The organism is Arthrobacter sp. TmtSoilC79 (genome assembly GCF_059739405.1).
Window position 1 is genome coordinate 3312992 of the sequence record NZ_AP046051.1, and the last position, 24721, is coordinate 3337712.

21 protein-coding genes and 1 tRNA gene are annotated in these 24721 nt (G+C 63.5%); 8 read left to right on the forward strand and 14 right to left on the reverse strand.

Features of this window, described 5'->3' with window-relative positions; all coding sequences use genetic code 11:
- Positions 1–2 precede the first annotated feature (2 nt).
- A complete protein-coding gene (locus AC6JA3_RS15085) occupies positions 3–1283 on the reverse strand; it encodes an AI-2E family transporter (protein WP_026542827.1) in 1281 nt (426 codons plus the stop codon).
- An 85-nt stretch (positions 1284–1368) separates the two neighbouring features.
- Entirely contained in the window at positions 1369–2319 is a 951-nt protein-coding gene (locus tag AC6JA3_RS15090; protein WP_497920213.1) for an aldose 1-epimerase family protein, read from the reverse strand.
- 99 nt (positions 2320–2418) lie between these two features.
- Here AC6JA3_RS15090 and galT point away from each other — a divergent pair, with 99 nt between their 5' ends.
- The 3 genes from galT to AC6JA3_RS15105 all read left to right on the forward strand — a co-directional run bounded on the left by galT (position 2419) and on the right by AC6JA3_RS15105 (position 6028).
- On the forward strand, positions 2419–3570 hold the full coding sequence (galT, locus tag AC6JA3_RS15095; RefSeq protein WP_035761223.1) for a galactose-1-phosphate uridylyltransferase: 1152 nt from the start codon (positions 2419–2421) through the stop codon (positions 3568–3570).
- Positions 3567–4727: a galactokinase gene (gene galK, locus AC6JA3_RS15100; RefSeq protein WP_497920214.1), complete on the forward strand. Its 1161-nt coding sequence runs from the start codon at positions 3567–3569 to the stop codon at positions 4725–4727. The genes galT and galK overlap by 4 nt, the downstream gene beginning before the upstream one ends.
- A gap of 62 nt (positions 4728–4789) precedes the next feature.
- Positions 4790–6028 carry an acetyl-CoA C-acetyltransferase gene (locus tag AC6JA3_RS15105; protein ID WP_497920215.1) on the forward strand — a complete coding sequence of 413 codons (1239 nt, stop codon included), beginning with the start codon at positions 4790–4792 and terminating at the stop codon, positions 6026–6028.
- A 618-nt stretch (positions 6029–6646) separates the two neighbouring features.
- Here AC6JA3_RS15105 and AC6JA3_RS15110 read toward each other — a convergent pair.
- Entirely contained in the window at positions 6647–7558 is a 912-nt protein-coding gene (locus AC6JA3_RS15110; RefSeq protein WP_026542832.1) for a Bax inhibitor-1/YccA family protein, read from the reverse strand.
- Positions 7559–7976: 418 nt separating this feature from the next.
- On the opposite strand from AC6JA3_RS15110, the gene AC6JA3_RS15115 reads away from it, so the two are divergent.
- From AC6JA3_RS15115 to AC6JA3_RS15135, 5 genes are all read left to right on the forward strand, one after another.
- A complete protein-coding gene (locus AC6JA3_RS15115) occupies positions 7977–9311 on the forward strand; it encodes a branched-chain amino acid ABC transporter permease (protein WP_223944933.1) in 1335 nt (444 codons plus the stop codon).
- 9 nt (positions 9312–9320) lie between these two features.
- Positions 9321–10289, forward strand: a complete 969-nt coding sequence (locus tag AC6JA3_RS15120) for a branched-chain amino acid ABC transporter permease (protein WP_026542834.1) — start codon at positions 9321–9323, stop codon at positions 10287–10289.
- On the forward strand, positions 10286–11311 hold the full coding sequence (locus tag AC6JA3_RS15125) for an ABC transporter ATP-binding protein (RefSeq protein ID WP_497920216.1): 1026 nt from the start codon (positions 10286–10288) through the stop codon (positions 11309–11311). The genes AC6JA3_RS15120 and AC6JA3_RS15125 overlap by 4 nt, the downstream gene beginning before the upstream one ends.
- Positions 11308–12081, forward strand: coding sequence for an ABC transporter ATP-binding protein (locus AC6JA3_RS15130; RefSeq protein WP_035761224.1), 774 nt, complete (start codon positions 11308–11310; stop codon positions 12079–12081). The genes AC6JA3_RS15125 and AC6JA3_RS15130 overlap by 4 nt, the downstream gene beginning before the upstream one ends.
- 98 nt (positions 12082–12179) lie before the next feature.
- Entirely contained in the window at positions 12180–13064 is an 885-nt protein-coding gene (locus AC6JA3_RS15135; RefSeq protein WP_497920217.1) for a phosphotransferase family protein, read from the forward strand.
- 98 nt (positions 13065–13162) lie between these two features.
- Here AC6JA3_RS15135 and AC6JA3_RS15140 read toward each other — a convergent pair whose 3' ends face one another.
- The 11 genes from AC6JA3_RS15140 to AC6JA3_RS15190 all read right to left on the reverse strand — a co-directional run bounded on the left by AC6JA3_RS15140 (position 13163) and on the right by AC6JA3_RS15190 (position 24716).
- Positions 13163–14518 carry an ABC transporter substrate-binding protein gene (locus tag AC6JA3_RS15140; RefSeq protein ID WP_026542837.1) on the reverse strand — a complete coding sequence of 452 codons (1356 nt, stop codon included), beginning with the start codon at positions 14516–14518 and terminating at the stop codon, positions 13163–13165.
- 221 nt (positions 14519–14739) lie between these two features.
- A tRNA-Leu gene (locus AC6JA3_RS15145) sits at positions 14740–14813 on the reverse strand.
- Between the two features lie 21 nt (positions 14814–14834).
- Complete coding sequence (locus AC6JA3_RS15150; protein ID WP_497920218.1) at positions 14835–15755, reverse strand: N-acetyltransferase; 921 nt, start codon at positions 15753–15755, stop codon at positions 14835–14837.
- A 121-nt stretch (positions 15756–15876) separates the two neighbouring features.
- Positions 15877–17331 carry an NAD(P)/FAD-dependent oxidoreductase gene (locus AC6JA3_RS15155; protein ID WP_026547496.1) on the reverse strand — a complete coding sequence of 485 codons (1455 nt, stop codon included), beginning with the start codon at positions 17329–17331 and terminating at the stop codon, positions 15877–15879.
- A gap of 38 nt (positions 17332–17369) precedes the next feature.
- A complete protein-coding gene (locus tag AC6JA3_RS15160; RefSeq protein WP_497920219.1) occupies positions 17370–18761 on the reverse strand; it encodes a S8 family serine peptidase in 1392 nt (463 codons plus the stop codon).
- Positions 18758–19729 (reverse strand): Ppx/GppA phosphatase family protein, encoded by a 972-nt coding sequence (locus AC6JA3_RS15165; protein ID WP_497920220.1) that lies wholly within the window; start codon positions 19727–19729, stop codon positions 18758–18760. The genes AC6JA3_RS15160 and AC6JA3_RS15165 overlap by 4 nt, the downstream gene beginning before the upstream one ends.
- Positions 19726–20409 carry a DUF501 domain-containing protein gene (locus AC6JA3_RS15170; protein ID WP_202900203.1) on the reverse strand — a complete coding sequence of 228 codons (684 nt, stop codon included), beginning with the start codon at positions 20407–20409 and terminating at the stop codon, positions 19726–19728. Before AC6JA3_RS15170 ends, AC6JA3_RS15165 begins: the two co-directional genes overlap by 4 nt.
- Before the next feature lie 68 nt (positions 20410–20477).
- Positions 20478–21350 (reverse strand): FtsB family cell division protein, encoded by an 873-nt coding sequence (locus tag AC6JA3_RS15175; RefSeq protein ID WP_497920221.1) that lies wholly within the window; start codon positions 21348–21350, stop codon positions 20478–20480.
- Positions 21351–21515: 165 nt separating this feature from the next.
- Positions 21516–22796 (reverse strand): phosphopyruvate hydratase, encoded by a 1281-nt coding sequence (gene eno, locus AC6JA3_RS15180; protein WP_026542844.1) that lies wholly within the window; start codon positions 22794–22796, stop codon positions 21516–21518.
- Between the two features lie 116 nt (positions 22797–22912).
- Complete coding sequence (locus AC6JA3_RS15185) at positions 22913–23596, reverse strand: MazG nucleotide pyrophosphohydrolase domain-containing protein (RefSeq protein ID WP_497920222.1); 684 nt, start codon at positions 23594–23596, stop codon at positions 22913–22915.
- Positions 23574–24716, reverse strand: coding sequence for an adenosine deaminase (locus AC6JA3_RS15190; RefSeq protein ID WP_026547502.1), 1143 nt, complete (start codon positions 24714–24716; stop codon positions 23574–23576). Before AC6JA3_RS15190 ends, AC6JA3_RS15185 begins: the two co-directional genes overlap by 23 nt.
- Between the last annotated feature and the right edge of the window lie 5 nt (positions 24717–24721).

A 24721-nucleotide genomic window follows, 5' to 3' on the forward strand; every position in this document is an offset into this window, starting at 1 on the left:
GACTATTCTCCTTTGGTGGTGTCGGCGGCCGGGCCCTCAACAGAGGTGCTCCCTGCAGCCTTGTTCTTTCCTGCGATGCCTTTACCAAGGCGTGACTCGGGCTTGGGGAGGCGGACCTCCTTGAAGTTGGCGTCTCCATCCGTCCCCGCAGAAGCAGTTGCCGGCTGAAGCTCCGTGCCACCCAATCCTTCATCATGTTCCCACGTCCGGCCGGCAATGTATCGAACGGCCGTATTTACTACGGCGAGCAACGGGACCGCGAACAGTGCACCCGGGATGCCTGCCAGGTACGAGCCCGCAGCCACGGAAAGGATCACCGCCACCGGGTGCAGGGCCACAGCCTTGCCCATCACCAGTGGTTGCAGGATGTGGCTTTCGAGCTGCTGTACCAGCAACACAATGGCCAGCATGATCAGGGCATTGATGGGTCCATTGGCTACCAACGCCAGTAGGACGGCGATCGCTCCTGTCACCAGGGCGCCAACTACCGGGATGAAGGAGCCGATGAATACCAGGACAGCCAACGGAAGTGCCAGCGGGACCTGGATGATGGCCGCACCAACACCGATGCCGACAGCATCGACGAAGGCCACGAACATCTGGATGCGCACGTAGCTGACCATGGAGGTCCAACCGCGGCGCCCGGCACCGTCGGTGGCCTGGCGCGCGGACTTGGGCAGGAGCCGCACCAGGAAGCCCCAGATCCGGCTGCCTTCGAGCAGGAAGAAAATCAGGATGAACAGTGCCAGGACCAGGCCTGCGGCAAAGTGCCCCGCGGTACTGCCAAAGGAGAGGGCACCGCTGAGGATGCTGCTGCTGTTGTTCTGGAGAGCATTCGCACCGTCGGCAATGTATTGGTCAATCTGGTCCGCTGTCAGGTGGAGCGGGCCATCGGCCAGCCACGTCTGGATCTGCTGGATTCCAGCGAGGGCTTCCTGCCAGAGCTCCCCAAACCCGGACACCAGTTGCCTCCCCACCAAGGCGAGGGCTCCGGCGATGACGCCGATGAAACCCACTACCGTGACGGCCACTGCAGCCCCATTGGGCAGATTGCGGTTGCGGAGCCAGGCCACTACCGGATAGAGCAGCCCTGCCAGCAAGGCGGCCACCATGACCGGGATGATGAGGAAGCTGACCTTCCCGAGCAGCCACACCAGCGCGCCGATCATGAGCAGGATCAAACCTGCCCGCCACGACCACGCAGCAGCAATTCGCACCCCGTAAGGGATGTCTTCGGCAATTTGTCGGTCAGAGCGGGATTTGGCGTCCGGTGTTGGCGTCATGAACCCATAATTCCGTAGCCTACGCCGTATGGGAAACCGGCCCGCGCAGCAGGTACCAAACACAGTCGCAGGCGGGACAACCCGCTTAGAGCGATGCGCTGATCCCCCAGCCCATGGTGGAGGCCTCCCCCGGGTCCAGCCAGCGCAGTCCGTCACCGCTGTTGAAGGCGTTGGCCGGGCCTGTCATCGGCTCGATGGCCACGGCTTTGGAGCGGCCAGGGAAAGTGTCGGTGACGAAGACATGGACGTAGGGGCAGGTCTCGTCCTGTTCCAGGCTGACGCTGCGGCCATCCGGCGCGGTCAGCGTGTGGCGGGCAAGGCCGCCGTCGTACTTAAGGTCCGTCAAGGCGACATCAATCAACAGGTCTCCCACCGCGGTGCCACCGGAAAGGTCATACTGGCCGTCTGCAGCGGCTGTGCTGCGGGGAATCAGCCGCTCATCGGCCACCAACCTGGTACGCGCGTTGACCGTCAGCACCAGGTCCTCGGGCGCGACGTCGCCCAGCCGCAGGTAGGGGTGCGCCCCCAGCACAAAAGGCGCCCTGTCCTGGGAGTCGTTCACCAGGGTCTGTTGCACGCGGAGGTCCATGTTCTCGTCCAGCTCATAGCGGACCGTGTGCCGGACCAGGAAGGGGTAGCCGTGCTGCGGAAAGACGGTGGCTTGGAGTGTCACACTGAACTCGGACTCGTCCACCAAGGCGTAGGCGGCGTTTCGCAGCAACCCGTGGCTGGCGTTGTTGCGGGAGACCTCGGTGATGTCGAGCTGTTGCTTCTTCCCCTCGAGGTACCAGACACCGTCCTCCACCCGGTTGGCCCACGGCGCCAAGGTGATGCCTGTGGCGCCCGGAGGAATTTGGTCGTCTCCGTAGCTTTCGGTCAGCTGGACGCCGTCGCGGGAGTAGAGGCGGAGCCCGGCAGCGAGTTCGGTGATGACGGCGAGCGCGGCACCCCGGCGAAGCTCGAATTGGCGACCCGTGGCGAAGCGGCGCGTTTCGGAAGGTCGGGCACTATCGGCAGGTGATGACGAGGCAGGCATGGCAATACCGTACTTCATCCCCTGCAGGGAAGCCGCTCACAGAATGTTAGCTTTTGTTAGAATCTATGCGTTTTTGGTCACTTGTGGAATAATGATCCTATGAGTCGCATCACCAGCACCCGCCTTTCGGACAGCCGCGAGCTGATCTACTTCGACGACCCCGGAACACCGGAACGAACACCGGAATCCTTGGTAGACCACCGCGGGCTTCCTGCCAGGGGAGAGCCCGGCGAGGTCCGGTATGACGCCTTGTCCGGCGACTGGGTGGCAGTTGCCGCCCATCGCCAGTCCCGCACCCACCTGCCACCGGCTGACCAATGCCCCATTTGCCCCACCACAGCGGCGAACCCGTCGGAGATCCCTGCAGCGGACTACGACGTCGTAGTGTTCGAGAACCGTTTCCCCTCCCTGGGCCCGGCCCTGGGTGACATTCCCCCTCTCCCTGCCCCGGGTACCAGCGGGCATGGGATGACAGGTCCGGCGTTCGGCCGCTGCGAAGTAGTTGCTTTCACCCCGCAACACACCGGCTCGTTCGCTGAGCTCGGCGAAACCCGCGCACGCACGGTCATTGAGGCCTGGGCCCAGCGGACCGAAGCCCTCAGCGCGATGCCAGGCATCAAGCAGGTGTTCCCGTTCGAGAACCGCGGCGCGGACATCGGAGTCACACTGCACCACCCCCACGGCCAGATCTATGCCTACCCGTACGTCACGCCGCGCGCCGCCCAGCTTGGTGCGGTGGCCCGGAAGTATTACGACGACGTCGACGCGAAGGAAACGCTGGCGGCCTCACTCCTGAAGGCCGAGCGCGAAGATGGCAGCCGCATGGTCCTGGAGGCCGAACACTTCAGCGCCTACGTTCCCTTCGCAGCGCGGTGGCCCCTGGAAATCCATCTGGTCCCCCACCGCAGTGTTCCCGACCTCGCAGCACTCACGGGCGCCGAACGCGACGAACTTTCGCACGTCTACCTCGACCTCCTCAAGCGCCTCGACTCGCTCTACCCCACCCCAATGCCGTATATCTCCGCTTGGCACCAGGCTCCACTTGACCCGGTCCTGCGTCCTGCCGGCCAGCTCCACCTGCAGCTGACCTCGCCCCGCCGTGCAGCCGATAAGCTCAAGTACCTGGCCGGCTCGGAGGCCGCCATGGGAGCGTTCATCAACGACACCACCCCCGAAGCCGTGGCTGAGCGCCTCCGCAGCGTCGCTGCGGCACCGGCTTCACCCAAGACCCTGGAAGGCACCCGCGCATGACCACCACCACCGACACCAGTGTCCTTGCTGCCCGCTTCCAGGAAACGTTCGGAGCAGTTCCGGACGGCGTATGGCAGGCACCCGGACGGGTCAACCTGATCGGCGAGCACACGGATTACAACGAGGGCTTTGTGCTGCCCTTCGCCATCGATAAGACCGCCAAGGTGGCGCTGCGTGTCCGCGAGGACTCAACAGTGCGGATGCTTTCAACCTTTGGCGGGCACGGACTGGTCGAAGCAGACCTCGCCGGGCTGGAGCCGGGCACCGGTGAGGGCTGGTCCCGCTACCCGCTCGGTGTTGCTTGGGCCCTGAAGGACCGCGGCATTGACGTCCCCGGCTTCGACCTTCTCCTGGATTCGGATGTCCCCTCGGGGGCAGGCCTGTCCTCCTCCCACGCCATTGAGTGCGCCGTCATCAGCGCCCTCAATGAGCTGACCGGCGCCGGGCTCGAAGCCGAAGACCTGGTCCTCGCCACCCAGCGTGCCGAGAACGTCTACGTTGGTGCGCCCACGGGAATCATGGACCAGTCCGCATCCCTGCGCGGAGCCAAGGGACACGCCGTCTTCCTGGACTGCCGCGATCAGCACGTGGACCTGGTCCCTTTCGACGCTGAAGCCTCCGGCCTGGTCCTCCTGGTCATCGACACCAAGGTTTCGCACTCACACGCCGACGGCGGTTACGCATCCCGCCGGGCGTCCTGCGAGTTGGGTGCCGAAATCCTCGGCGTGAAAGCACTGCGCGACGTCGGCGTGGAACGTTTGGAGGAAGCGTCCGGACTGCTGGATGAAACCACCCTCAAGCGCGTCCGCCACGTTGTCACCGAAAACGACCGCGTGCTGCAGACCGTGGAAGTACTGGGAAAACAGGGACCCGCCAACATTGGTGCCCTGCTGGATGCAAGCCACGTATCCATGCGGGACGACTTTGAAATCTCCTGCCCCGAACTGGATCTGGCTGTTGACGTCGCCCGCGCCCATGGCGCCATCGGTGCCCGCATGACCGGCGGCGGGTTCGGCGGCTCGGCCATAGCCCTGACTCCGGTGGGCCAGGAGCAACAGGTGCGCGACGCCGTCGTGCGTTCCTTCGCCGACGCCGGCTACACCGCACCGGACATTTTCACGGTGACTCCGGCAGCAGGTGCCCGTCGTTTGGCCTGACCTTCCGCGACTTTGATGCAACCGCCCGGCGCCGATACCGGCGCCGGGCGTAAGCTGTGGCCATGACTGAGGCTGTCATTGTTTCCACTGCCAGAAGCCCCATTGGCCGGGCTTTCAAAGGTTCCCTCAAGGATGAGCGCCCTGACGATCTGGCCACCGCCATGGTGCAGGCCGCCCTGGCCAAAATACCGGCGTTTGATCCGGGCAGCGAGGATGGGCGGGGCCTGGACGATCTCCTGCTGGGCTGCGCCGAACCCAGCGGCGAGGCCGGCTCCAACATGGCACGCGTGGTGGCCGTCCTGGCCGGGATGGACCGGGTACCGGCGGCCACAGTCAACCGATTCTGCGCCTCGAGCCTGCAAACCCTGCGGATGGCCTTCCACGCCATCAAATCCGGGGAAGCCCAGGCAATCGTATCCGCCGGAGTGGAGAGTGTTTCGCGCTACCAGAACTGGGCCGGCGCCGGCGAGACGGACACCGCCAACCACAACCCGCTCTTCGCCGCGGCGGCGCAACGCACCGACTCCCGGGCGGCGTCCAACATACCGTGGACAGATCCCCGCATGGGCGGACGCTTGCCGGACATCTACATCTCCATGGGCCAGACTGCCGAGAACGTTGCCACCACCTACGGCATCAGCAGGGCCGAGCAGGATGAATGGGGTGTCCTGAGCCAAAACCGCGCCGAGGCCGCCATCGCCTCAGGCTTCTACGCCCGGGAGATCACCCCTTACACCCGTAAGGACGGCACTCTAGTAGAGCGCGACGACTCTCCCCGGGCCGGAGTGAGCCTTGAAGGCGTATCCGCACTGCAGCCGGTGTTCCGCCCGGAAGGCACTGTCACCGCAGGGAACGCCTGCCCGCTCAACGACGGCGCGGCGGCGGTAGTGGTCATGAGCGACTCACTGGCCCATGAACTGGGCCTTGAGCCGCTGGCCAGGGTGGTCTCCACCGGGGTGAGTGCGCTGTCCCCCGAGCTCATGGGCATGGGCCCCGTCGAATCCACGAGGCGGGCTTTGGCGCAGGCCGGACTGACCATGGACGACATTGACCTCGTGGAGCTCAATGAGGCGTTCGCCGTTCAAGTGGTGGCCAGCGCACGGGAGTTGGGCATCGATCCCGCCAAGCTCAACGTCCATGGCGGGGCCATCGCCCTTGGACACCCGTTTGGCATGACCGGTGCGCGGATGACCACCACGTTGTTGAACGGATTGAAAGAGCGCGACGGAACCCTGGGGCTTGCCACCCTCTGTGTTGGTGGAGGGCAGGGAATGGCTGTGGTTTTTGAGCGCCTGAGTTAGTTTGCTGCGGGGTGCTCCTGCGCCAAGGGGTTAGGTCCCGGCACTATGAACCCTCCCCCCACTCCCGAGGCGTCAGGTCTCGGCACTATGGATCCCTCCCACACTCCCGAAGGGTCAGGTCTCGGCACTACGAACCCTCCCCCCACAGCCGAGGGGTTAGATCTCAGCACTATGAACCCCGCATACTGCCGAGACGTCGCCCCTCGCGGACGTGGACAGCGCACTTCGAGCCCTCCCATACTGCCGAGGGGTTAGCTCTCGACACTATGAGCACTCCCCGACACTCCCGAGGGGTTAGGTCTCAGCACTATGAGCCCTCCCCATACTGCCGAGGGGTTAGGTCTCGGCACTATGAACCCCCGCATACCGCCGAGACGTCGCCCCTCGCGGACGTTGACAGCGCACTATGAGCCCCCCATACCGCCGAGACGTCGCCCCTCGCGGACGTGGACAGCGCACTATGAGCTGCCGAGACGTCGCCCCTCGCGGACGTGGACAGCGCACTATGAACCCCCGCATACTGCCGAGACGTCGCCCCTCGCGGACGCAAAAATGCCCCCGAAGACTTTTCGGGGGCATTTCCGCGTTGGCTTACTTTGCGGGGTGGGACTGCAGCAGCTAGTCGTCGCCTCGCAAGATGGCCAGGAGACGGATGATTTCCACATAGAGCCACACCAAGGTGACCGTCAGGCCGAATGCCGCAACCCAGGAGTAACGCTCCGGGGCGCCGGCGCGGACGCCTTGCTCAATGCTGGTGAAGTCCATGATGAGCGAGAAAGCTGCCAGGCCGATGGCCAGGATGCCGATGAAGACACCCAGCGGGATGCCCGCAATCGTCATGCTGGTGCGAAGGCCGAACGGTTCCTGCACGGCACCGGTCCACATCATGACCATGTTGATCAGCGCGAAGACGGCGTAACCGATGGTGGCAATCATGAAGAAGCGCACCATCTTGGGGGTGGCGCGGACCTTGCCGCTCTTGAAGAGCACCAAAGTGACGCCGAAGACTGCAAGAGTTCCGATAACAGCCTGGAGACCGACACCCGGGTACATGCCGTCGAGGATGCGGGTCAGGCCACCAAGGAACAGGCCCTCAAGGCCGGCGTAGGCAAGGATCAGGGCCGGCGAAGGCTGCTTCTTGAACGTGTTGACCAGTGCCAGGACGAATCCGCCCAAGGCACCAACGATCATGAGCATGGTGGAGAGGGCGGGAGCTACGAAGAGCGTCACGCCGGCACCGATCACCAGGACCACAAGGCAAGCGACGGTCTTCATGATGACGTCGTCATAGGTCATGCGGCCGGTGTCGGCGGGGCCGGCAGCCGGCTGGTTGTACATCTGCTGCAGCTGCTCGTTGGTCATGTTCTGCTGCTGTGCAGACCAAGCGGCCTGGCCGTCCATCACCTGGCTCGGTGCCCGGCCAGGTGCTTGGTTAAACTGCTGGCCGTACGGGTTCTGCGGTACAGGCGGGGCCTGCTTTGCTCCACGGAAATTCTTTCCGTTGAAGACTGGGTTTCCGCCAAGTGCCATTACGGGTGTCCTCCTGAAAAAGGGCTAAGTGATATGTCACGGTACCAAGTACCACGCGCGCGCGGCAGGGAAAGTTCCTTTGTTCACCCAGACGAAACGCAACCGTGACCCTAAAGCGGCAGGGTAGTGGTGGCCGGCACTTCGCCGACCGTTTAGAAACACCCGTGAACAACAAAGGTTTACTTAACTGCAGCTACATCATTAGTTGCCTATAACTTCACAGTTGTTATCCGATCGCGATGTTTGCACCCCCGAACAGGGCATTTATTCCGCTCACCGGGCGGTAACATAGGCCACACATGGGTGACTTAGATCACAATCGAGGCAGCTAGGCAAGAACTGTTCACAAGCCCCATTTACCGTTCGCACCGGCTGCAATGGCGCAGCCGGGACCACCCCCACTGTGGAGGTTTCCATTTTGAGAAGCACACTGCGCGACCCGTCCATCAGACGGTCCAAGGGACTACAGAGAGTGGTAGGGGCATTTTTTGCGTCCCTCATCGCCGCTCTGTTGATCGCCGCCCCCTCGGCACAGGCAACCACCCCTTCGCCTTCGCCGTCACCGACGACATACCAAAACAACATCAGCGGGTTCCTCCGCGACGATGCCCGGGCCCCCATACCCGGCGTCAAGATCAAAGCCACCGGCAATGGATTCGAAGGTGACGCCACCTCCGGCGCAAACGGAGCGTGGAACATCGGAGTCCCTGTCCAGGGCACCTACACCATCGAGTTGGACACCTCTACTTTGCCCGAGGGCATCACCCTGGCCGAGGGCCAGGACAATCCCCGTGATGTCACGTTCAGCCAAACCTCCAACCTGTCGGTGATTTTCGCCTTTGGTAAGGGAATCGTGGTCCAGCAGCAGGACTTCGGCCAGAACCTCCTGAACCGCCTCGTCGCAGGCTTGAGCTTCGGCCTCCTGCTTGCCCTTGCCTCCGTTGGCCTGTCGCTGATCTTCGGAACCACGGGCCTGACCAACTTCGCCCACGGCGAGATGGTGACCCTGGGCGCCGTCCTCGTCTTCATGTTCAACGGCTTCGGGCTCCCCTTCTGGCTCGCGATCCTGCTCTCCCTGATAGGTGGCGGCCTCTTCGGCTACGTCCAGGATGCCGGGCTCTGGCGTCCGCTGAGAAAACGTGGTTCGGGCCTGGTTCCCATGATGATCGTCAGCATCGGCCTTGCTTTGGCCATCCGCTACGTCATCCAGTTCTTCTTCGGTGGAGCCACCCAGCAGCTGCCCGGCGCGCAAAGCGCGGAAATCCAAATCGGGCCGGTTTCCATCTCCCCGAACAACCTCTGGTCACTGGTCATCAGTGCGGTGGTCATCGCCCTGATTGGCATCGTCCTGCTCAAGACCCGTCTCGGCAAGGCAACGCGTGCTGTGGCGGACAACCCCGCTTTGGCGGCCGCCTCCGGCATCGACGTCGACTCCGTGATCCGCATCGTCTGGATCGTCGGCGGCGTCCTGGCTTCCCTCGGCGGCATCCTGTGGGCGTACTACCGTCCGGGCGTCACGTTCGATATGGGCTCGCAGATCCTGCTGCTCATCTTCGCCGGTGTGACACTGGGTGGTTTGGGAACTGTATTCGGCGCCCTGATCGGTTCGATCGTCGTCGGCATCTTTGTGGAACTGACTACCGTGTTCGGCCTTCCCGCCGACCTCAAGTACGTCGGTGCACTCTTCATCATGATCGTTGTTCTTCTGTTCCGACCGCAGGGTATCCTCGGCCGGCGTGAGCGTGTGGGTTAGGAGCGGGCCATGGACTTCGGATTCATTTTCTCCAGCGCCCTTGGCGAGTTATTCAGCCCGACGACGGCGGCGTACGCACTTGCCGCTTTGGGCCTTGCAGTTCACTTCGGCTACTCAGGCCTGTTGAACTTCGGCCAGGCCGGCTTCATGGCCGTTGGCGCCTACGGCTTTGCCATTTCCACCCTGACCTTTGACGCTCCGTTCTTTGTCGCTTTGGTGGTTTCCATCCTGTGCTCGGTGATCTTCGCGTTCATCCTGGGCATTCCCACCCTCCGGCTGAGAGCCGACTACCTGGCTATCGTCACCATCGCAGCCGCGGAAATTGTCCGCTATGTGGTGACCACCAACCAGCTCACCGGCGTTACCGGATCCGCCAACGGGCTGGCAGCCTTTGAAAACACGTTCTATGCCATGAACCCCTTCCCCGAAGGCTCCTACATGGGCATGAACAACCGCGACTTCTTCATCCGCGTAGTTGGCTGGGGATTGGTGATCGTCTGCTGCGTGCTGGTATGGCTCCTGATGCGCAGCCCGTGGGGCCGTGTCCTGAAGGGTATCCGCGAAGACGAGAATGCCGTGCGATCCCTCGGCAAGAACGTCTACGCCTACAAGATGCAGGCACTGATCATCGGCGGTGTGCTGGGCGCTTTGGCGGGCATGATCTTCACGCTCCCCCGCGGCGCCGTCCAACCGTCCAACTACGGCACGGAACTGACGTTCTTCCTGTGGACCTGCCTCCTCCTCGGTGGCATGGCCACGGTGTTGGGGCCGGTCATCGGGGCAATGATCTTCTGGGTAGTCCTGTCGCTGACCCAGAGCCTGCTCTACGGCCTCATCGAATCAGGGGCAGTCACCTGGCTGACAACCGTCCAGGCCGGCCAGTTGCGCTACATCCTGGTGGGCGTGGCGCTGATGCTCCTGATGATCTTCCGCCCGCAAGGCGTCTTCGGCAATAAAAAGGAGCTTGCTTTCGCATGAGTGAGACCAACGAACACAACAGCAACACAGCAAACACAGCAAACACAGCAAACACAGACGACATCGACTACATGACCGATTCGCGGCCCATTGCAGTCGGGGATAACACTCCGGGCTGCAAGAAACGCGATCCCATTGTGGTGGCCGAGGATGTCACGAGGTCCTTTGGTGGCATCAACGCCGTGGACGTCGAATATCTCGAGATCCCGCGGCACAAAATCACCGCTTTGATTGGTCCCAACGGCGCCGGAAAGACCACGCTCTTCAACCTGCTGACCGGCTTCGACACTCCCAATACGGGCAAGTGGCAGTTCGAAGGCAACAGCTTGGCCGGAGTTTCTTCCTACAAGGTGGCGCGCATGGGTATGGTGCGCACTTTCCAGCTGACCAAGGTCATGGGCAAGCTGACCGTCATGGAGAACATGCGGCTCGGCGCAGCGGACCAGCCGGGCGAACGGCTTTCCAAGGCCCTGTTCAAGGGCATGTGGGGTGGACGCGAAAAGGAAATCACGGCCCAAGCCAACCTGCTGTTGGAGAAGTTCAAACTCGATGCCAAGAAGGACGACTACGCTGCGTCCCTCTCGGGCGGCCAGCGGAAACTTCTGGAAATGGCGCGGTCCTTGATGGTCAAACCCAAGCTGGTGATGCTCGATGAGCCTATGGCCGGTGTGAACCCGGCCCTGACTCAATCGCTCCTGGACCACATCAAGAACCTCAAGGCTGAAGGCATGACCGTGCTCTTCGTTGAGCACGACATGAACATGGTCCGGCATATTGCCGACTGGGTGGTGGTCATGGCCGAAGGCAAGGTCGTGGCCGAAGGTCCCCCGGGCGAAGTCATGAAGAACCCCGCCGTGATCGACGCTTACCTGGGCGCCCACCACGATGTGGATCTCGGCGACGCGGAAGGCATCAAGGTGCTTGAGGCGGAGCTTGAGGCCGATGAGGAGTCGGTGGTGGGTACCGAAGACGCAGGCATCCTGTCCGAGATCGTTGAAACCAAGAAGGAGGACGGGAAATGAGCAGCAGTGTCAGTGAAATGCCCTCGGCGGCAGCCGCACCGGCAAGCGATTCCGTCGTCAAGGTCACCAATTTGGTGGCCGGGTATATCCCCGGGGTCAACATCCTCAACGGTTGCAGCATTGAGGCCCGCAAGGGTGAGTTGATCGGAATCATCGGCCCCAACGGCGCCGGCAAGTCCACTCTCCTGAAGGCCATGTTCGGCCTGGTGAAGGTCCATTCCGGCACCGTAGTAGTCCGGGGCCAGGACCTCACCGGATTGAAGGCCAACAAGCTGGTGACCCAAGGTGTGGGATTCGTGCCGCAGACCAACAACGTCTTCGCAGCGCTGACCATCGAAGAGAATCTCCAGATGGGCATGTTCCAGCGTCCCAAGGCCTTTGCCGAGCGCTTCGACTTTGTTGCCGGGTTGTTCCCGGAGCTGGCAAAGCGGCGGGCCCAGCGGGCGGGGTCACTTTCCGGTGGCGAACGCCAGATGGTGGCCATGGGCCGGGCTTTGATGATGGACCCGGCAGTACTGCTCCTGGACGAGCCGTCGGCAGGCCTCTCCCCCGTCAAGCAGGACGAAACCTTCCTCCGGGTCCACGAGATCAACCGTGCCGGTGTCTCGGTCATCATGGTGGAACAGAACGCACGCCGCTGCCTGCAGATCTGCGACCGCGGCTACGTCCTGGACCAGGGCAAGGACGCATATACAGGTACGGGCCGTGAACTGATGAAGGATCCCAAGGTCATTCAGCTCTACTTGGGCACCTTGGCTGACGAGGTCTAGTTCCAACCACAACGACGCGGGGTCACATCCGGGCCATGTTGGGTCTCCCAACGCCCAGGATGTGACCCCGCGTTGCTGTTTGCTGGCATGCTGGATTGATGCCGGAAGGGATCACTGAAAGACAACGGAATGTTCTGACGTCCTGGTTGGGCCCCTACGCGGTGGTGCAGGACCATTCATGGCCGCTCCAGGACACCACAGTGCTGCAGCTGGAGGCAGCCGGCGGAGATCACGTCATGGTGAAGGCAAGCACGGCCAGCCACCATATCCGCCGCGAAATTGCAGCCTATTCCCGTGGGATGCCGGGCCTGGACGGACGGGTCCCGGTCCTGCTGCATGCCTCACCGGAGGCAGGGCTGCTGGTGACCCGCTACCTTCCCGGAACGGTTGTGGCGGGCACACCGTCCGAAAATGAGCCGGAAACGTACCGCCAGGCCGGCTCGATCCTTGCCGCACTGCACCAGCCTGCCGGGACGTCCCACAGTTATGTTCGGGCGTTGAAAACCAAAACCGGCCACATCATCGAGCGCGCAGCCTCGCTGCTCCCCCGGCAGACCCTGGAACATCTCACAGCGGAACTGGAGGGGGTCACGCCCGGCCCGGCGGAGTTGGTCACCACCCATGGCGACTACCAGCCCCGGAACTGGTTGAACGACGACGGCGACACTAAAGTCATCGATTTTGGCCGGGCCGACCTCCGCCCCTGGGTCCACGACCTTGTCCGGCTCAGCCATCAGCAGTTCCTGGGGCAGGAACGGCTTTCACAGGCCTTCTACGAAGGATTGGGCCGGGTCATTGAATCCCCGCAGGACCGCATTCTGTGGAGGCTCGAGAACCTGAACCAGGCCGTTGCCACGGTGGTCTGGGCGCACGGGATCGGTGACGAGGATTTCGAGCAGCAGGGCATCGCCATGGTGGCGAGGGTACTGAGCCGCGATTTCGCGCCGGAGACGATCCAAGGGTGGCCCACCCGGGACAGTTAGTGAATTGGCGTTTAGTGAATGGGCCTACGAGTTAAGTAGACGGGCCCCCTTCCAACGGGAAGGGGGCCTGTCCTTGGTGCGGTCTGGATCAGAAGCGTTTAGAGCTTGCCGAACTCTTCACGGACCGGCTTGTAGGTGTTGTCATCCTGGTACTCGTAGATACCGATGTACGCCTCGGTGGGGTCACCTGCGTCGGAGAACGTGACAGGACCGGACTGACCGTCGTAGTCGATGTCCTTGCCCTGGCGGAGCAGCGTGACACAAGCAGCAAAGCTGGTGCACTTCTCGCCGCCTTCAGAGACTTCCTTCAGCTTGGCTGCGATCTCGGTACCCTTGGTGCTCTTGGCGGCTTCAGAAGCCAGCGAGATCAGGTTCACGGCGTCGTAGGACTCGCCTGCGTAGCTGTAATCCTTCAGGGCGGGATCGATCGCGAGCAGCTTCTTCTTGAAGTCGTCCTTGGCGAACGTACCGGGAATGGTTCCCTGTGCGCCCTTCATGGTGCCGGCCTGGAAGTCCTTGCTGTAGTCCGAGGTGTTGCCGTCAACCATGAACAGCTGCGTGGGCTTGATGCCCTTGCCGGTGATCAGGGGGACGATGCTCTTGGCCTGGTCGAAGGTGATCAGGGCGATCGCATCCGGCTTGGCTGCGAGGACCTTGTCCACCTGGCTGCTGAACTGGGAGTCGCCCTCGTTGAAGAGTTCTTCAGCAACAACCTTGCCGCCGGCTGCCTCGAAGGCTTCCTTGACGTTCTTCTGGAGGCCGGTTCCGTAGGCGTCATTCAGGACGATCATGCCAACGGTCTGGGCTCCACAGGTAGCCATGTAGTTGCCCAGGACCTTGCCCTGCAGGACGTCGGAGGGTGCAGTGCGCCAGTAGAGGCCCTTGTCGTCCCACGTGGTGAAGTCAGGCGAGGTGTTCGCAGGCGAGAAGTGGATGACTCCGGCGCCCGTGATCTGGTTGATGACCGTCTTGGAGACGCCTGAGGATGCAGCACCGATGACCGCACTCACGCCCTGGCCCAGGAGGGCCGTGGTGGACTGGGTAGCGATGTCCGTCTTGGTGTCACCGGAGTCGCGGTGGACCACAGAGACAGGGGCACCCAGGACGCCGCCGGCGTCGTTGACTTCCTTGATACCGAGGTTAACGCCGGCAATTTCCGGCGGGCCGAGGAACGCCAGCGACCCCGTCGTCGGCAGGAGCGATCCAAGTTTGAGCGGTGCGTCAGTGGTGGTGGTCGAGGGAGGTACTGGTCCCGTGTTGGTGGCAGCCTGGCTGTTGCCGGCTCCCGCCCCGCCGCTGGGAGCCGGGCAGGAAATGCCTGCGGCTGCGGCAGAAGACGACCCGGTCTGGGTAGGGGTCGAAGACCCACCACAAGCCGTGGCCAAGAGAGCGACCCCAATGCCAAGCGCTGTTAGCTTGGCGGCTCGGGGCGCCGCTGGGGAAAGATCAAACATGCGTTGTCTCCTCGATCGAAAGGTGCGAACTGCCTTTGATGCGATTACTCAGGTGTTCCTGATTAAGACTCAAACTAATGCAATTGCGCGGCGAACATAAGTGATTCAGGTCACATCCCTATAACACTCGTTGCCTGTGGGGAATCTACGAGCCAGCTGGGAATTTCCGCGGAAGACTTCACACGCACGGGGAAGGGAGCATCAGCTCCTACCTTCCGCCGTGCCCCAGGTGGGACTCGAACCCACAACACGCGGATTTTAAGTCCGCTGCCTCTGCCAATTGGGCTACTGGGGCGCCCGGACCATGGTATCCCAGCTACAGCTCATTGAATGGCGCGGCGTAGCGGAACGTGCCTCCGACGTCGTCGGGCCATTCAGGAAGCGTCAACAACTGGAAGTGATCGCCCCACGCCTCCTCCGGCGGCTGGACGCCCAGGGAGGCGGCCGGCACGTATCCGAAGCGCGGGTAATACAAGGGGCTTCCGAGCAACGCAATCCCTGGCTCTCCGGCCACCGCGGCCCGGGCAGCGGTCTCACGCATCAAGGCTGAACCGATCCCCCGCTTCTGAAAATGGGGAAGCACGCCGATCGGGCCCAACCCCAACAACTCCAGGTCCCCGATCCAGCCACGGGTGCTGATCGCATGCCCCACGATCTCCCCACCCATTTCGGCGACCACGCTGAACTGCGGCAAGTACTCAGGGCACTCAAACAGCGAACGCAGCAGCCCTACCTCAATCGGCACACCGTCCACGGGCTCGCCGGTCACCGGCGAAATGGAAAAGGCCCGGGCCGTCAGTTCCAGGATCTCGTCACGGTCCCCGGGCCGCTCAGAACGCAGGACCACGCCTTGCGCAAGCAGCCTGAGCACGTCCATGGCCCGGCCGGCATCTGCCGAAGGGACCAGGAGGTGGTCGTGATGGAAACCCGCCAGGACGTTGCAGCTGATGCCCGCATGGGTCAGCGCGGCACTCACGGCAGCCGTGAGTCCCACTGCCTCCAGGGCCGAATGAACCTGAAGCGTGATCCAGGCAGCCACGAAGTCGTAGCTGAGGCCCAAAGCATCGGCTTCGTCCCTGCGCATGACCACCGTAAGGCCCTCGGCCTCGCGGACCGCGGCCTCGATCCCGCCCTCCAGTGGCTTTCCGTGCGGCCACAGTGCGTAGACGTAGTCACCCTCGCGGGCCACGGGATGGAGGGATTCCAAAAGAGTCTGCAGATCGGTTTCACCGGACATGAGGACAGTCTAGGGGCGCGGGGCGATGGGGCCGAGGCCACGCGAGGGTTAAACGCCGACGGCGGCCACTCCCGAAAAGGGGGTGGCCGCCGTCGTGCGTGTACTAGCCGTCGTGCGTGTACTACTTGGCGTCGGCAGTAACCGGGGTCTTGACTTCCTCGGCAGCCGGCTTCGCCTCAGCCGGCGCCGGAGCAGCGGCAGGCTTGGGAGCCGGAGTTGCGGCGGCCACGAAGGCGCCGCGCGGGTTGTCGAGGTCGATCAGCTGCGTGGTGTCGCGGCCGGCGAAGAAGGCCAGGATCCAACCGAAGACCACGCGGAACTTGCGCTCCACCGTGGGCATGGCCATGCCGTGGTAGCCACGGTGTGCCAGCCAGGCCAGGCCGCCCTTGAGGCCGATGCGGCCGAGCAGGTTGATGTTGGCAACACCCTTCCACTCGCCGAAGCCGGCCACAGCGCCAAGGTTCTTGTGCTTGTAGTCGTGCAGCGGCTTGTCCCAGCGGGAAGCCCAAAGGTTCTTGGCGAGCTTCTTTGCCTGGCGGAGTGCGTGCTGGGCGTTGGGAACGCAGGTGCCGTCCGGCAGGCCCTTGCCCGTGAGGTCCGGAACAGCGGCGATGTCGCCGGCAGCCCAGGCGTTCTCCACGATGCCTTCGTCGCCTGCGATGCGCAGGTCAGGGAGGACGCGGACGCGGCCACGCGGTTCCAGCGGGAAGTCAGTGGAGCGGATCATCGGGTTGGCCTGCACGCCGGCAGCCCAAACCAGGGTATCTGCTTCAACTTCGCCGGCGGGGGTCTTGTCCGGGAGGTTGATCAGCTTGAGGTTGCCCTCTGCGCTGTCAAGGGAAGTGTTCAGGAGTACTTCGATGCCACGGCTGCGGAGGTGCTCCACAACCCATTCGGCCTGTGAAGCGGTGACCTCGGGCATGATGCGGCCCATGGCTTCAACCAGGATGAAGCGGACTTCTTCCTGGCGGACGCGCGGGTTGTTGCGCACGGCAGCGCGGGCGAGGTCTTCCATTTCGGTGAGGCACTCGATGCCGGCAAAGCCGCCGCCGACCACTACGAAGGTCAATGCCTTGGCGCGCTCTGCGGGGTCGGTCATGGTGGACGCGGCTTCGATGCGCTCGAGCAGCTTGTTGCGCAACGCAACGGCTTCCTCGATGGTCTTCAGGCCAATGCCCTTGTCCGCGAGGCCCTTGATGGGGAAGGTGCGGGTGATGGCGCCGGCGGCGATCACGACGTCGAAGTACGGGATTTCGAAGTTTTCGCCGCCATCGGACGGAGCGATGACCGCGGTACGGTTGGCGTGGTCGATGCTGGTGACTCGGCCCTGGATGAGCTCAGTCTGCTTCAGGTGCTGACGGTGGGAGACGACGGCGTGGCGTGCCTCGATGTTGCCACCTGCAACTTCCGGGAGGAAGGGCTGGTAGGTCATGTACGGCAGTGGATCTACGACGGTGACGATGCCGCCCGCGTTCGCGATCTTCTTCTGCAGTTTGAGTGCTACGTACAGGCCGACGTAGCCGCCGCCGACGACGAGAACCCGGGGACGGTCAATGAGCTCTGGGGTGGTTGCCATGAGTCCAGAGTACAGCACTTTGTGAAAATCTTCACTAACTACTTCCGAGAGGGTGGATCCACCTTCAAAAGTGCACCCGTTTCGGCTTCCTCGGGCACTGTCTGCGGGTTTTTGGAGACCCTCCGCAACTGGATCGCCGCACCGGTCACCAAGGCAAGGAACAAGGCTCCAAAACCAAGCACGACGGCGGCGGGCAAGGCGTCGTCGACCGTCGCCGGAGTCTTCGCGGCCGGTACTGTGGGATCGGCGAGTGTGGGCGCCGCACTGGTGGGACTCGCTACCGGAGCCTGGGACGGCTCGCTGAAATCTCCACGGCGGTGGACGCGGATCCAGTCGGCGATCGAACCCAGCGGGTTGCTGCCGGCTGCGGGCACGTCATCCTTCAGGGCCGCATCCGCGTTGAGGATGCCGTAGCCGTAGAGCGGATCCTTACCCGGAGCTCCTGCGTCCTTTGCCGTGCTGACGATCCTGTTGATGACCTGGTTGGCGCTCATCTCCGGCCACTTGGAACGGATCAGGGCCGCCACGCCGGAGACGATGGGCGCCGCGCCGGAGGTACCCGCCCACTCGGCGTAGGAACCGCCCGGGATGCCACCTACAAGTTTCTCAGCCGGAGCGGCAACGCCGATGCTGATTCCCTGGGACGAGGAATCAACGCTGGCGCGCCCCTCGCCATCGAGCCCGGCGACGGTGAGCACGCCTGGAATGGTTGCCGGAGCGCCCACCTGCACATTGCCACCCACGCGGTTTCCGGCAGCGGCCACGATCACCACGTCCTTCTGCTCCGCGTACAGGAACGCCGCGTCCCAGCTTTGCGGCCAATCCGGCGAAGTACTGCCCAGGGAGATGTTGATGACTTTGGCCCCATTGTCCACGGCCCAGCGGACGGCATCCGGAATCTGCTCCTGGTCCGTTTTCCCGCCCGGGTTGGGTGAGCCAAGCCAGGTGGAGACTGCCAGGATTTCCGCTTCAGGGGCGACGCCGATGATTCCGTCCGGTCCGCCGACCGGTGCCGCGGCGGGTGGCCCGGGCGGTGTGGCCGACGCCGTCGGTGACGGCGAGGCCGTAGGAGTAGTGTGGCCCCGGCCGGCCAACATGGTGGCTACCAGGGTGCCGTGCTCGGTCTTGGCACCAATGCTCTTTTGTCCGTTGGGGGCTCCGGCGCCCGAAACGTCCGTTCCGCCTACTACAGCGCCCTTCAGGTCCGGGTGGCTGCCGTCAATGCCGCTGTCAATGATGGCCACCTTGACTCCGGCTCCCTTGGATACCTGCCATGCGCTGGTGACACCGGAGTCCTTTAGCCAGAACTCCTTGTCGCGCCATGCGTCCGCGCTGGCGGCCGGGGCCGTCAACAACGCACCAGCCAACGCCCCGCCTGCCATGGCGGTAGCCAGGGCAGCGGAGAGAGTGCGGCGGAAACGCAGGGTCATCCGGCGTCCCTGATGCTCAGGGCGATGCCGTCCAGGATGTCGTGCTCACTGGCAACGGCCGCTTCAATCCTGCTGTTGCCGACACTGCCGCTGCAGACACTGGACAGGCGTTCCAGGATACGGCGCCAAACCAAGGCACCGGCTCCTATGACATCCACACGGCCCGGATGCATGTACGGCAAGGCAGCACGTTCATCCCGCGTCATTTCCAACAGGTTGGTGCAAGCATCGCTGATGGTCTCCAGACTCAACGACGCACCATGGATTCGTTCGGGGCGGTATTTGTCCAGGCCCAACGCGTGCGCGGTGACGGTGGTGATTGACCCCGCAACGCCCACCACAGCTGTGGCGCGGTCAAGCGGTACCGCCTGCATGGCCAGGTCCAGTGCGGCGTCGACGTCGGCCTCTGCTGCGGCGATTTGCGCCGCCGTGGGCGGGTCGCTGCGAAGGTGCCGTTCAGTCAGCCTGACGCAGCCGATGTCTACCGAACGTGCCGCCATAACGCCGGTGGAGTCGCCCAGGACAAACTCAGTGCTGCCACCTCCCAGGTCCACTACCAGGATGGGGTCCTCCCCCATGGCCGGCAGGACGCTGCCGGCACCGGCGAAGGACAGCGCAGCTTCCTCGTCGCCGGTGATGACTTCAGGCTCCACTCCCAGGAGATCCCGGATGCCGTCCACAAATACCTGGCGGTTACGGGCATCACGGGTGGCGGACGTGGCTACGAACCGGACACGTCCGGCGCCGTGCACCTTGATGAGTCCGGCGTATTCACGTGCTGCTGCGAACGTTCGTTCCAAGGCCTCCGGGGCCAGCTCACCTGTGGCATCGACTCCTTGGCCCAGGCGGACCACGCGCATTTCACGAACGACGTCCCTCAAGGGTCCCGGCGCGCCGTCTGCTGAAGCATCGGCGATGAGCAGGCGGATGGAGTTGGTTCCGCAGTCGATCGCTGCAACGCGGCTCATGCAGTCCCTTCCTGCGGGCCCGGAGTTTCTGTCCTGGATTGACGCACCGGCGCGGGCCGGCCCACGATCTCCGGCAGTCCCTGGGGCCCGTGGCGGCTCAGGTCCCGGGAGGGAGCCTCGCCGGAAGTGTCCCACGCACCGTCGCAGTAGCAACGGTCCTTGGTCCACCACTCGGCGATGGCGTCCAACGCTTCATCTCCCAGCGGGTTGACGCCCGGGCCGGCAGCCAAGGAATGCCCCACCAGCACGTGGAGGCATTTCACGCGGGTAGGCATGCCACCGGCGGAGATTCCGTCAATTTCAGGGACAGCACCTGTTCCGGATCGACCGGCAATGTCGTTGCGCGCCTGCAGGTAGGACTCGTGGGCACCCTGGTAGGCACCTGCGAGGTCCTGGTCAGCGGTCAGTCGGGAGTTCATCTCGTTCATCATCCCGCCGGCTTCCAACCGCGACACCGCGGAAGTAATGACCGGGTGGGTCAGGTAGAACGTGGTGGGGAATGGCGTTCCGTTGCTGAGCCGCGGCGCCGTGGCGGCAACCAACGGATTGCCGCAAACGCACCGTGCAGGGATCTCAACGACGTCCCTGACCGGCCGGCCGAGCTGGCGGCTCAGGACCTCGAGATCGTGTGCTGATGGCCGGCGGGATTCCTGCGGCACGGCTGCCGTGTTCTCTTCCACTTGCGCTGCCACCCTTCCTGCCCTTGGTGCCGTGTCCAGTGCGGACACGACGGCGGTGGGCACCGCGTCTAGTCAGTTGCCGATCGTCTGATTGACTCCCAGAGGGCATCCACCCATGGCAGGTTCTCCGGGTTTGCAGACGATCCGGAGCCGGTGCGGCCTCCTGGCGTGCCGGCGGCTTCTTCTCCCCCAAACACCCAGTAACCTGTTTCACCCGGCATAACCATGTTAATGCGGTCGCGGGCCTGCTGCTTCACGTAGTTGGGATCCTGCCACCGGGAAAGCTGCTTGTTGAGCTCCGTCTGCTCCGCCTTCCGCCCCGCAATTTCGGCTTCCAAGGCCGAAATCTCGGCGCGCTTCTCCAGGAAAACCTTCACAGTGGGGGCCAGCATGATGGTGATGGCAATCATGACCACAGCCAGTGCCAGCATCCTGCCGGAGAACGCCTTTGCCGGAACCGGGTCCAGCTCATGTTCGACTGCGGCCCTGGTGCCCTGCTTGCCTGAAGACTTGTCCGACGACTTGCCTGAAGTCTTGTCCGCGGCCTTCGAATTGGTCGCTGTGGGCTTCTTGGTGGAAGTCTTTCCGGCCACAGGAGACTTCGGACCGAGGGTTCCGCCACCAGTGGCGGGCGCTTTGGTGGCCCCTGCCGAAGTCGACGTTTTGGCAGTCGTCCGCGCACCACCGAACTCGGCTTTGATGACGTCGCCGCTGCCGGAAACGCCCGTCCGTGCAGCCGCAGCAGGGTCTTTGGGAGCAGTTCCGGGAACGCCGGCGCTGGTCCGGGTTTCGCTGGGCCGGCTGCCGCTTGGACGGGTTTCGCTGGGACGGGTTTCGCCGGCTGGCGTTCCGCTGGCTGGGCGGGCCGTGGAGGAGGAACGGCCTGCACTGGACGGGCCCAAGGCGTCAGCCCTGGGTACCTTTGGACGACGGGTGGCCATGACACTCCTGTAATGCCCGGTGCTTGCCTGGCGGGTTGCTGCGCTTGCTGGTGTTGACCTGGCCCGCTTCAAACAGAAACTGCGCTAAACAGAAACTGCGTTAAACAGAAACCGGTGGCCATGGTCTTTCCACCATAGCCACCGGTTACGTGTTTTCGCTGAAGGCTAGCCCTTGAAACGCGGGAACGCGCTGCGGCCGGCGTAGCGTGCTGCGTCGTCGAGTTCTTCTTCGATGCGCAGCAGCTGGTTGTACTTGGCAACGCGCTCGGAGCGGGCCGGGGCACCGGTCTTGATCTGGCCCGCGTTGGTGGCAACGGCGATGTCAGCAATGGTGGTGTCCTCGGTTTCGCCGGAGCGGTGCGAGGTGATGGTGGTGTAGCCGGAACGCTGGGCCAGGGAAACGGCGTCGAGCGTCTCGGTCAGGGAGCCGATCTGGTTTACCTTGACCAGCAGGGAGTTGGCCGTAGCCGTCTCGATGCCCTGCTGCAGGCGGACCGGGTTGGTGACGAAGAGGTCATCGCCCACCAGCTGGACCTTGTCACCGATGGTGTCGGTGAGGGTCTTCCAGCCTTCCCAGTCGTTCTCATCCAGCGGGTCTTCAATGGAGACCAGCGGGTAGTCTGCAACGAGTTCAGCGTAGTAGGCGCTCATTTCGGTGGCAGAGAGTGCCTTGCCTTCGAACTGGTAGGCGCCGTCCTTGTAGAACTCGGAGGAGGCAACATCCAGGGCCAAGGCGATGTCCGTGCCCGGGGTGTAGCCGGCGTTCTTGATGGCTTCCTGGATGAGGTCCAGAGCAGCGCGGTTGGACGGCAGGTTCGGGGCAAAGCCACCTTCGTCGCCGAGGCCCGTGGAGAGGCCCTTTTCCTGGAGGACAGCCTTGAGGTTGTGGTAAACCTCAACGCCCCAGCGCAGGCCTTCGGAGAAGGTCTCGGCGCCGATCGGAGCGATCATGAATTCCTGGATGTCCACATCGGAGTCGGCGTGCGAGCCGCCGTTGAGGATGTTCATCAGCGGAACGGGCAGGACGTGGGCGTTCGGGCCGCCCAAGTACTTGTACAGCGGCAGGTCTGCAGAAGCAGCGGCAGCGTTTGCAACGGCGAGGGATACACCCAGGATGGCGTTGGCGCCGAGCTTGCCCTTGTTGGGCGTGCCGTCCAGGTCAATCATGGCCTGGTCGATGCTGCGCTGGTCGGTGGCGTCGAAACCAATCAGGGCCGGGGAGATCTCGTCGATAACGGCGTCGACGGCCTTCTGGACACCCTTGCCGAGGTAACGGCCCTTGTCGCCGTCGCGAAGCTCAACAGCCTCGTGCTCGCCGGTGGAGGCACCGGAGGGAACTGCTGCGCGGCCGATCTGGCCGTCGGAGAGCAGAACCTCAACTTCTACGGTCGGGTTTCCGCGGGAATCAAGGATCTCGCGTGCGTGGATGGCATCGATAAGCGCCATGGATGTGCTCCTTATGGGCAAATTACAGGAATGAGGAGGGAAATTCTCAACGTCCTCGTCGCTACTAGCGTAGTCGAGAGTGGCTCAGGTTACGGCACAATTTCCAAAGACCCACGTCATGAAGGCTGTGCCCTGGTGCTCTGGAACGATCGGACAGCGGCACGAAGGGCCCGTTCGGCGTCGAGTCCTTGCTCCCGGGCACCCGCGACAACGGCGAGCAGCAGCTCCCCCAGGGCCTCTTCCGAGGCAGGGATGGCAGGAAGTCCGACGGCGGCCAACGCACCTTGTGGATCGGCCATCCCTGCGCGGGCTGCCCTATCCAGGGACTTCTGGGCCGCAGCCAAGGCAGGAAGGTGCGGCGGGATGCCCTCGAAGGGATCCTTCCGTTCCGGCTTCTCGGCGCGTTTAGCGGCGTCCCACTTGACGATGATTTCCTCGACGCTGGCCGGGAAAGAATCCCGCAGGGAACCGTCCGCCCTGAACACGTGCTGGTTTCGCCGGACCATCTTGGCGTTGATGGCCCGGGCTACGGCAGCGAAATCAAAGCTGCCGCGCTCCTCGGCGAGCCGGGCGTGAAGCACTACTTGCAGCAGTACATCGCCCAACTCGCCGCGAAGCTCGTCGTCAACAGCGCCGGCTTCGATCGAGTCCACTACTTCGTAGGCTTCCTCAATCAGGTATTCCACCAGCGACTCGTGCGTCAGCGCACCCATCCAGGGGCAGTGCTCACGCAGTGCTGCGATCGTCCGGATGAGCTCTTCGAGCTCATTGGAGTCCTTAGCCGAGGTTGGCGTAGGCATCGTTGATGTACTCAACCAGGGCTTCACGCTCGTCCAACGGCAGGAAGGCAGCCTCGGCAGCATTGAGCGTCAGTTCGAGGAGATCATCGAGGTCGTAGTCGAAGGTCTCCACCAGGAGCTCCAACTCATCGGTCAGGGTGACCCCGCTCATGAGGCGGTTGTCGGTGTTGATGGTGACATTGAAACCGAGCTGGAAAAGCATGTCCACCGGGTGGCTCTCGATGCCATCACCAAAACCGGAAATGGCGCCGGTCTGCAGGTTGGAGGAAGGGCAGATTTCCAAGGCAATGCCGCGGTCGCGGACCCAGGCGGCAATGCTGCCAATGGTCACCATGCCAACGGTGTCCTCGCCGTCGTCGTCGGAGTTGTCCTCGAACTCCACCGAGATGTCCTCGGCGATCCGGACACCATGGCCCAGGCGCAAAGCGCGGCCGTCAACCAGCGCGGACTGGATGCTGTCCAAACCTGCTGCTTCGCCGGCATGGACGGTGGCCGGGAAGTTGTTTTCGGCGAGGTAAGTGAAGGCGTCCTTGAAACGGGACGGCAGGAAGCCGTCCTCGGCGCCGGCAATATCAAAACCAACAGCACCGTTGGCACGGTGGCGGACGGCGAGCTCGGCGATTTCCTGGCCACGGTCGGCGTGGCGCATGGCGGTGATGAGCTGGCCCACCTGGATCTGCCGGCCGCTTTCGTCAGCGGCGTCAACACCGGCTTCGAGACCGGTCTGGACGGCCTCAACAACCTCGTCCAGGGTCAGGCCCTTCTGCAAGTGCTGTTCCGGCGCCCAGCGGACTTCACCGTAGACCACGCCGTCCTCGGCAAGGTCTTCGACGAACTCCTTGGCGACCCTGAACAGGCCTTCCTTGGTCTGCATGACGGCAATGGTGTGGTCGAACGTTTCGAGGTAACGGACCAGGGATCCGGAGTCGGCTGATTCGCGGAACCATTCGCCCAGCGCGACGGGGTCGGTGGAGGGCAGGGTGTGGCCGACCTCCGCAGCGAGCTCAATGATGGTGGCGGGTCGGAGGCCTCCGTCCAGGTGGTCGTGGAGGGAAACCTTGGGCAGGCTCTTCAGGTCGAAGTCAAGGGCAGGGGCGGCGTCAAGTATGGGCTCAGTCACGTACT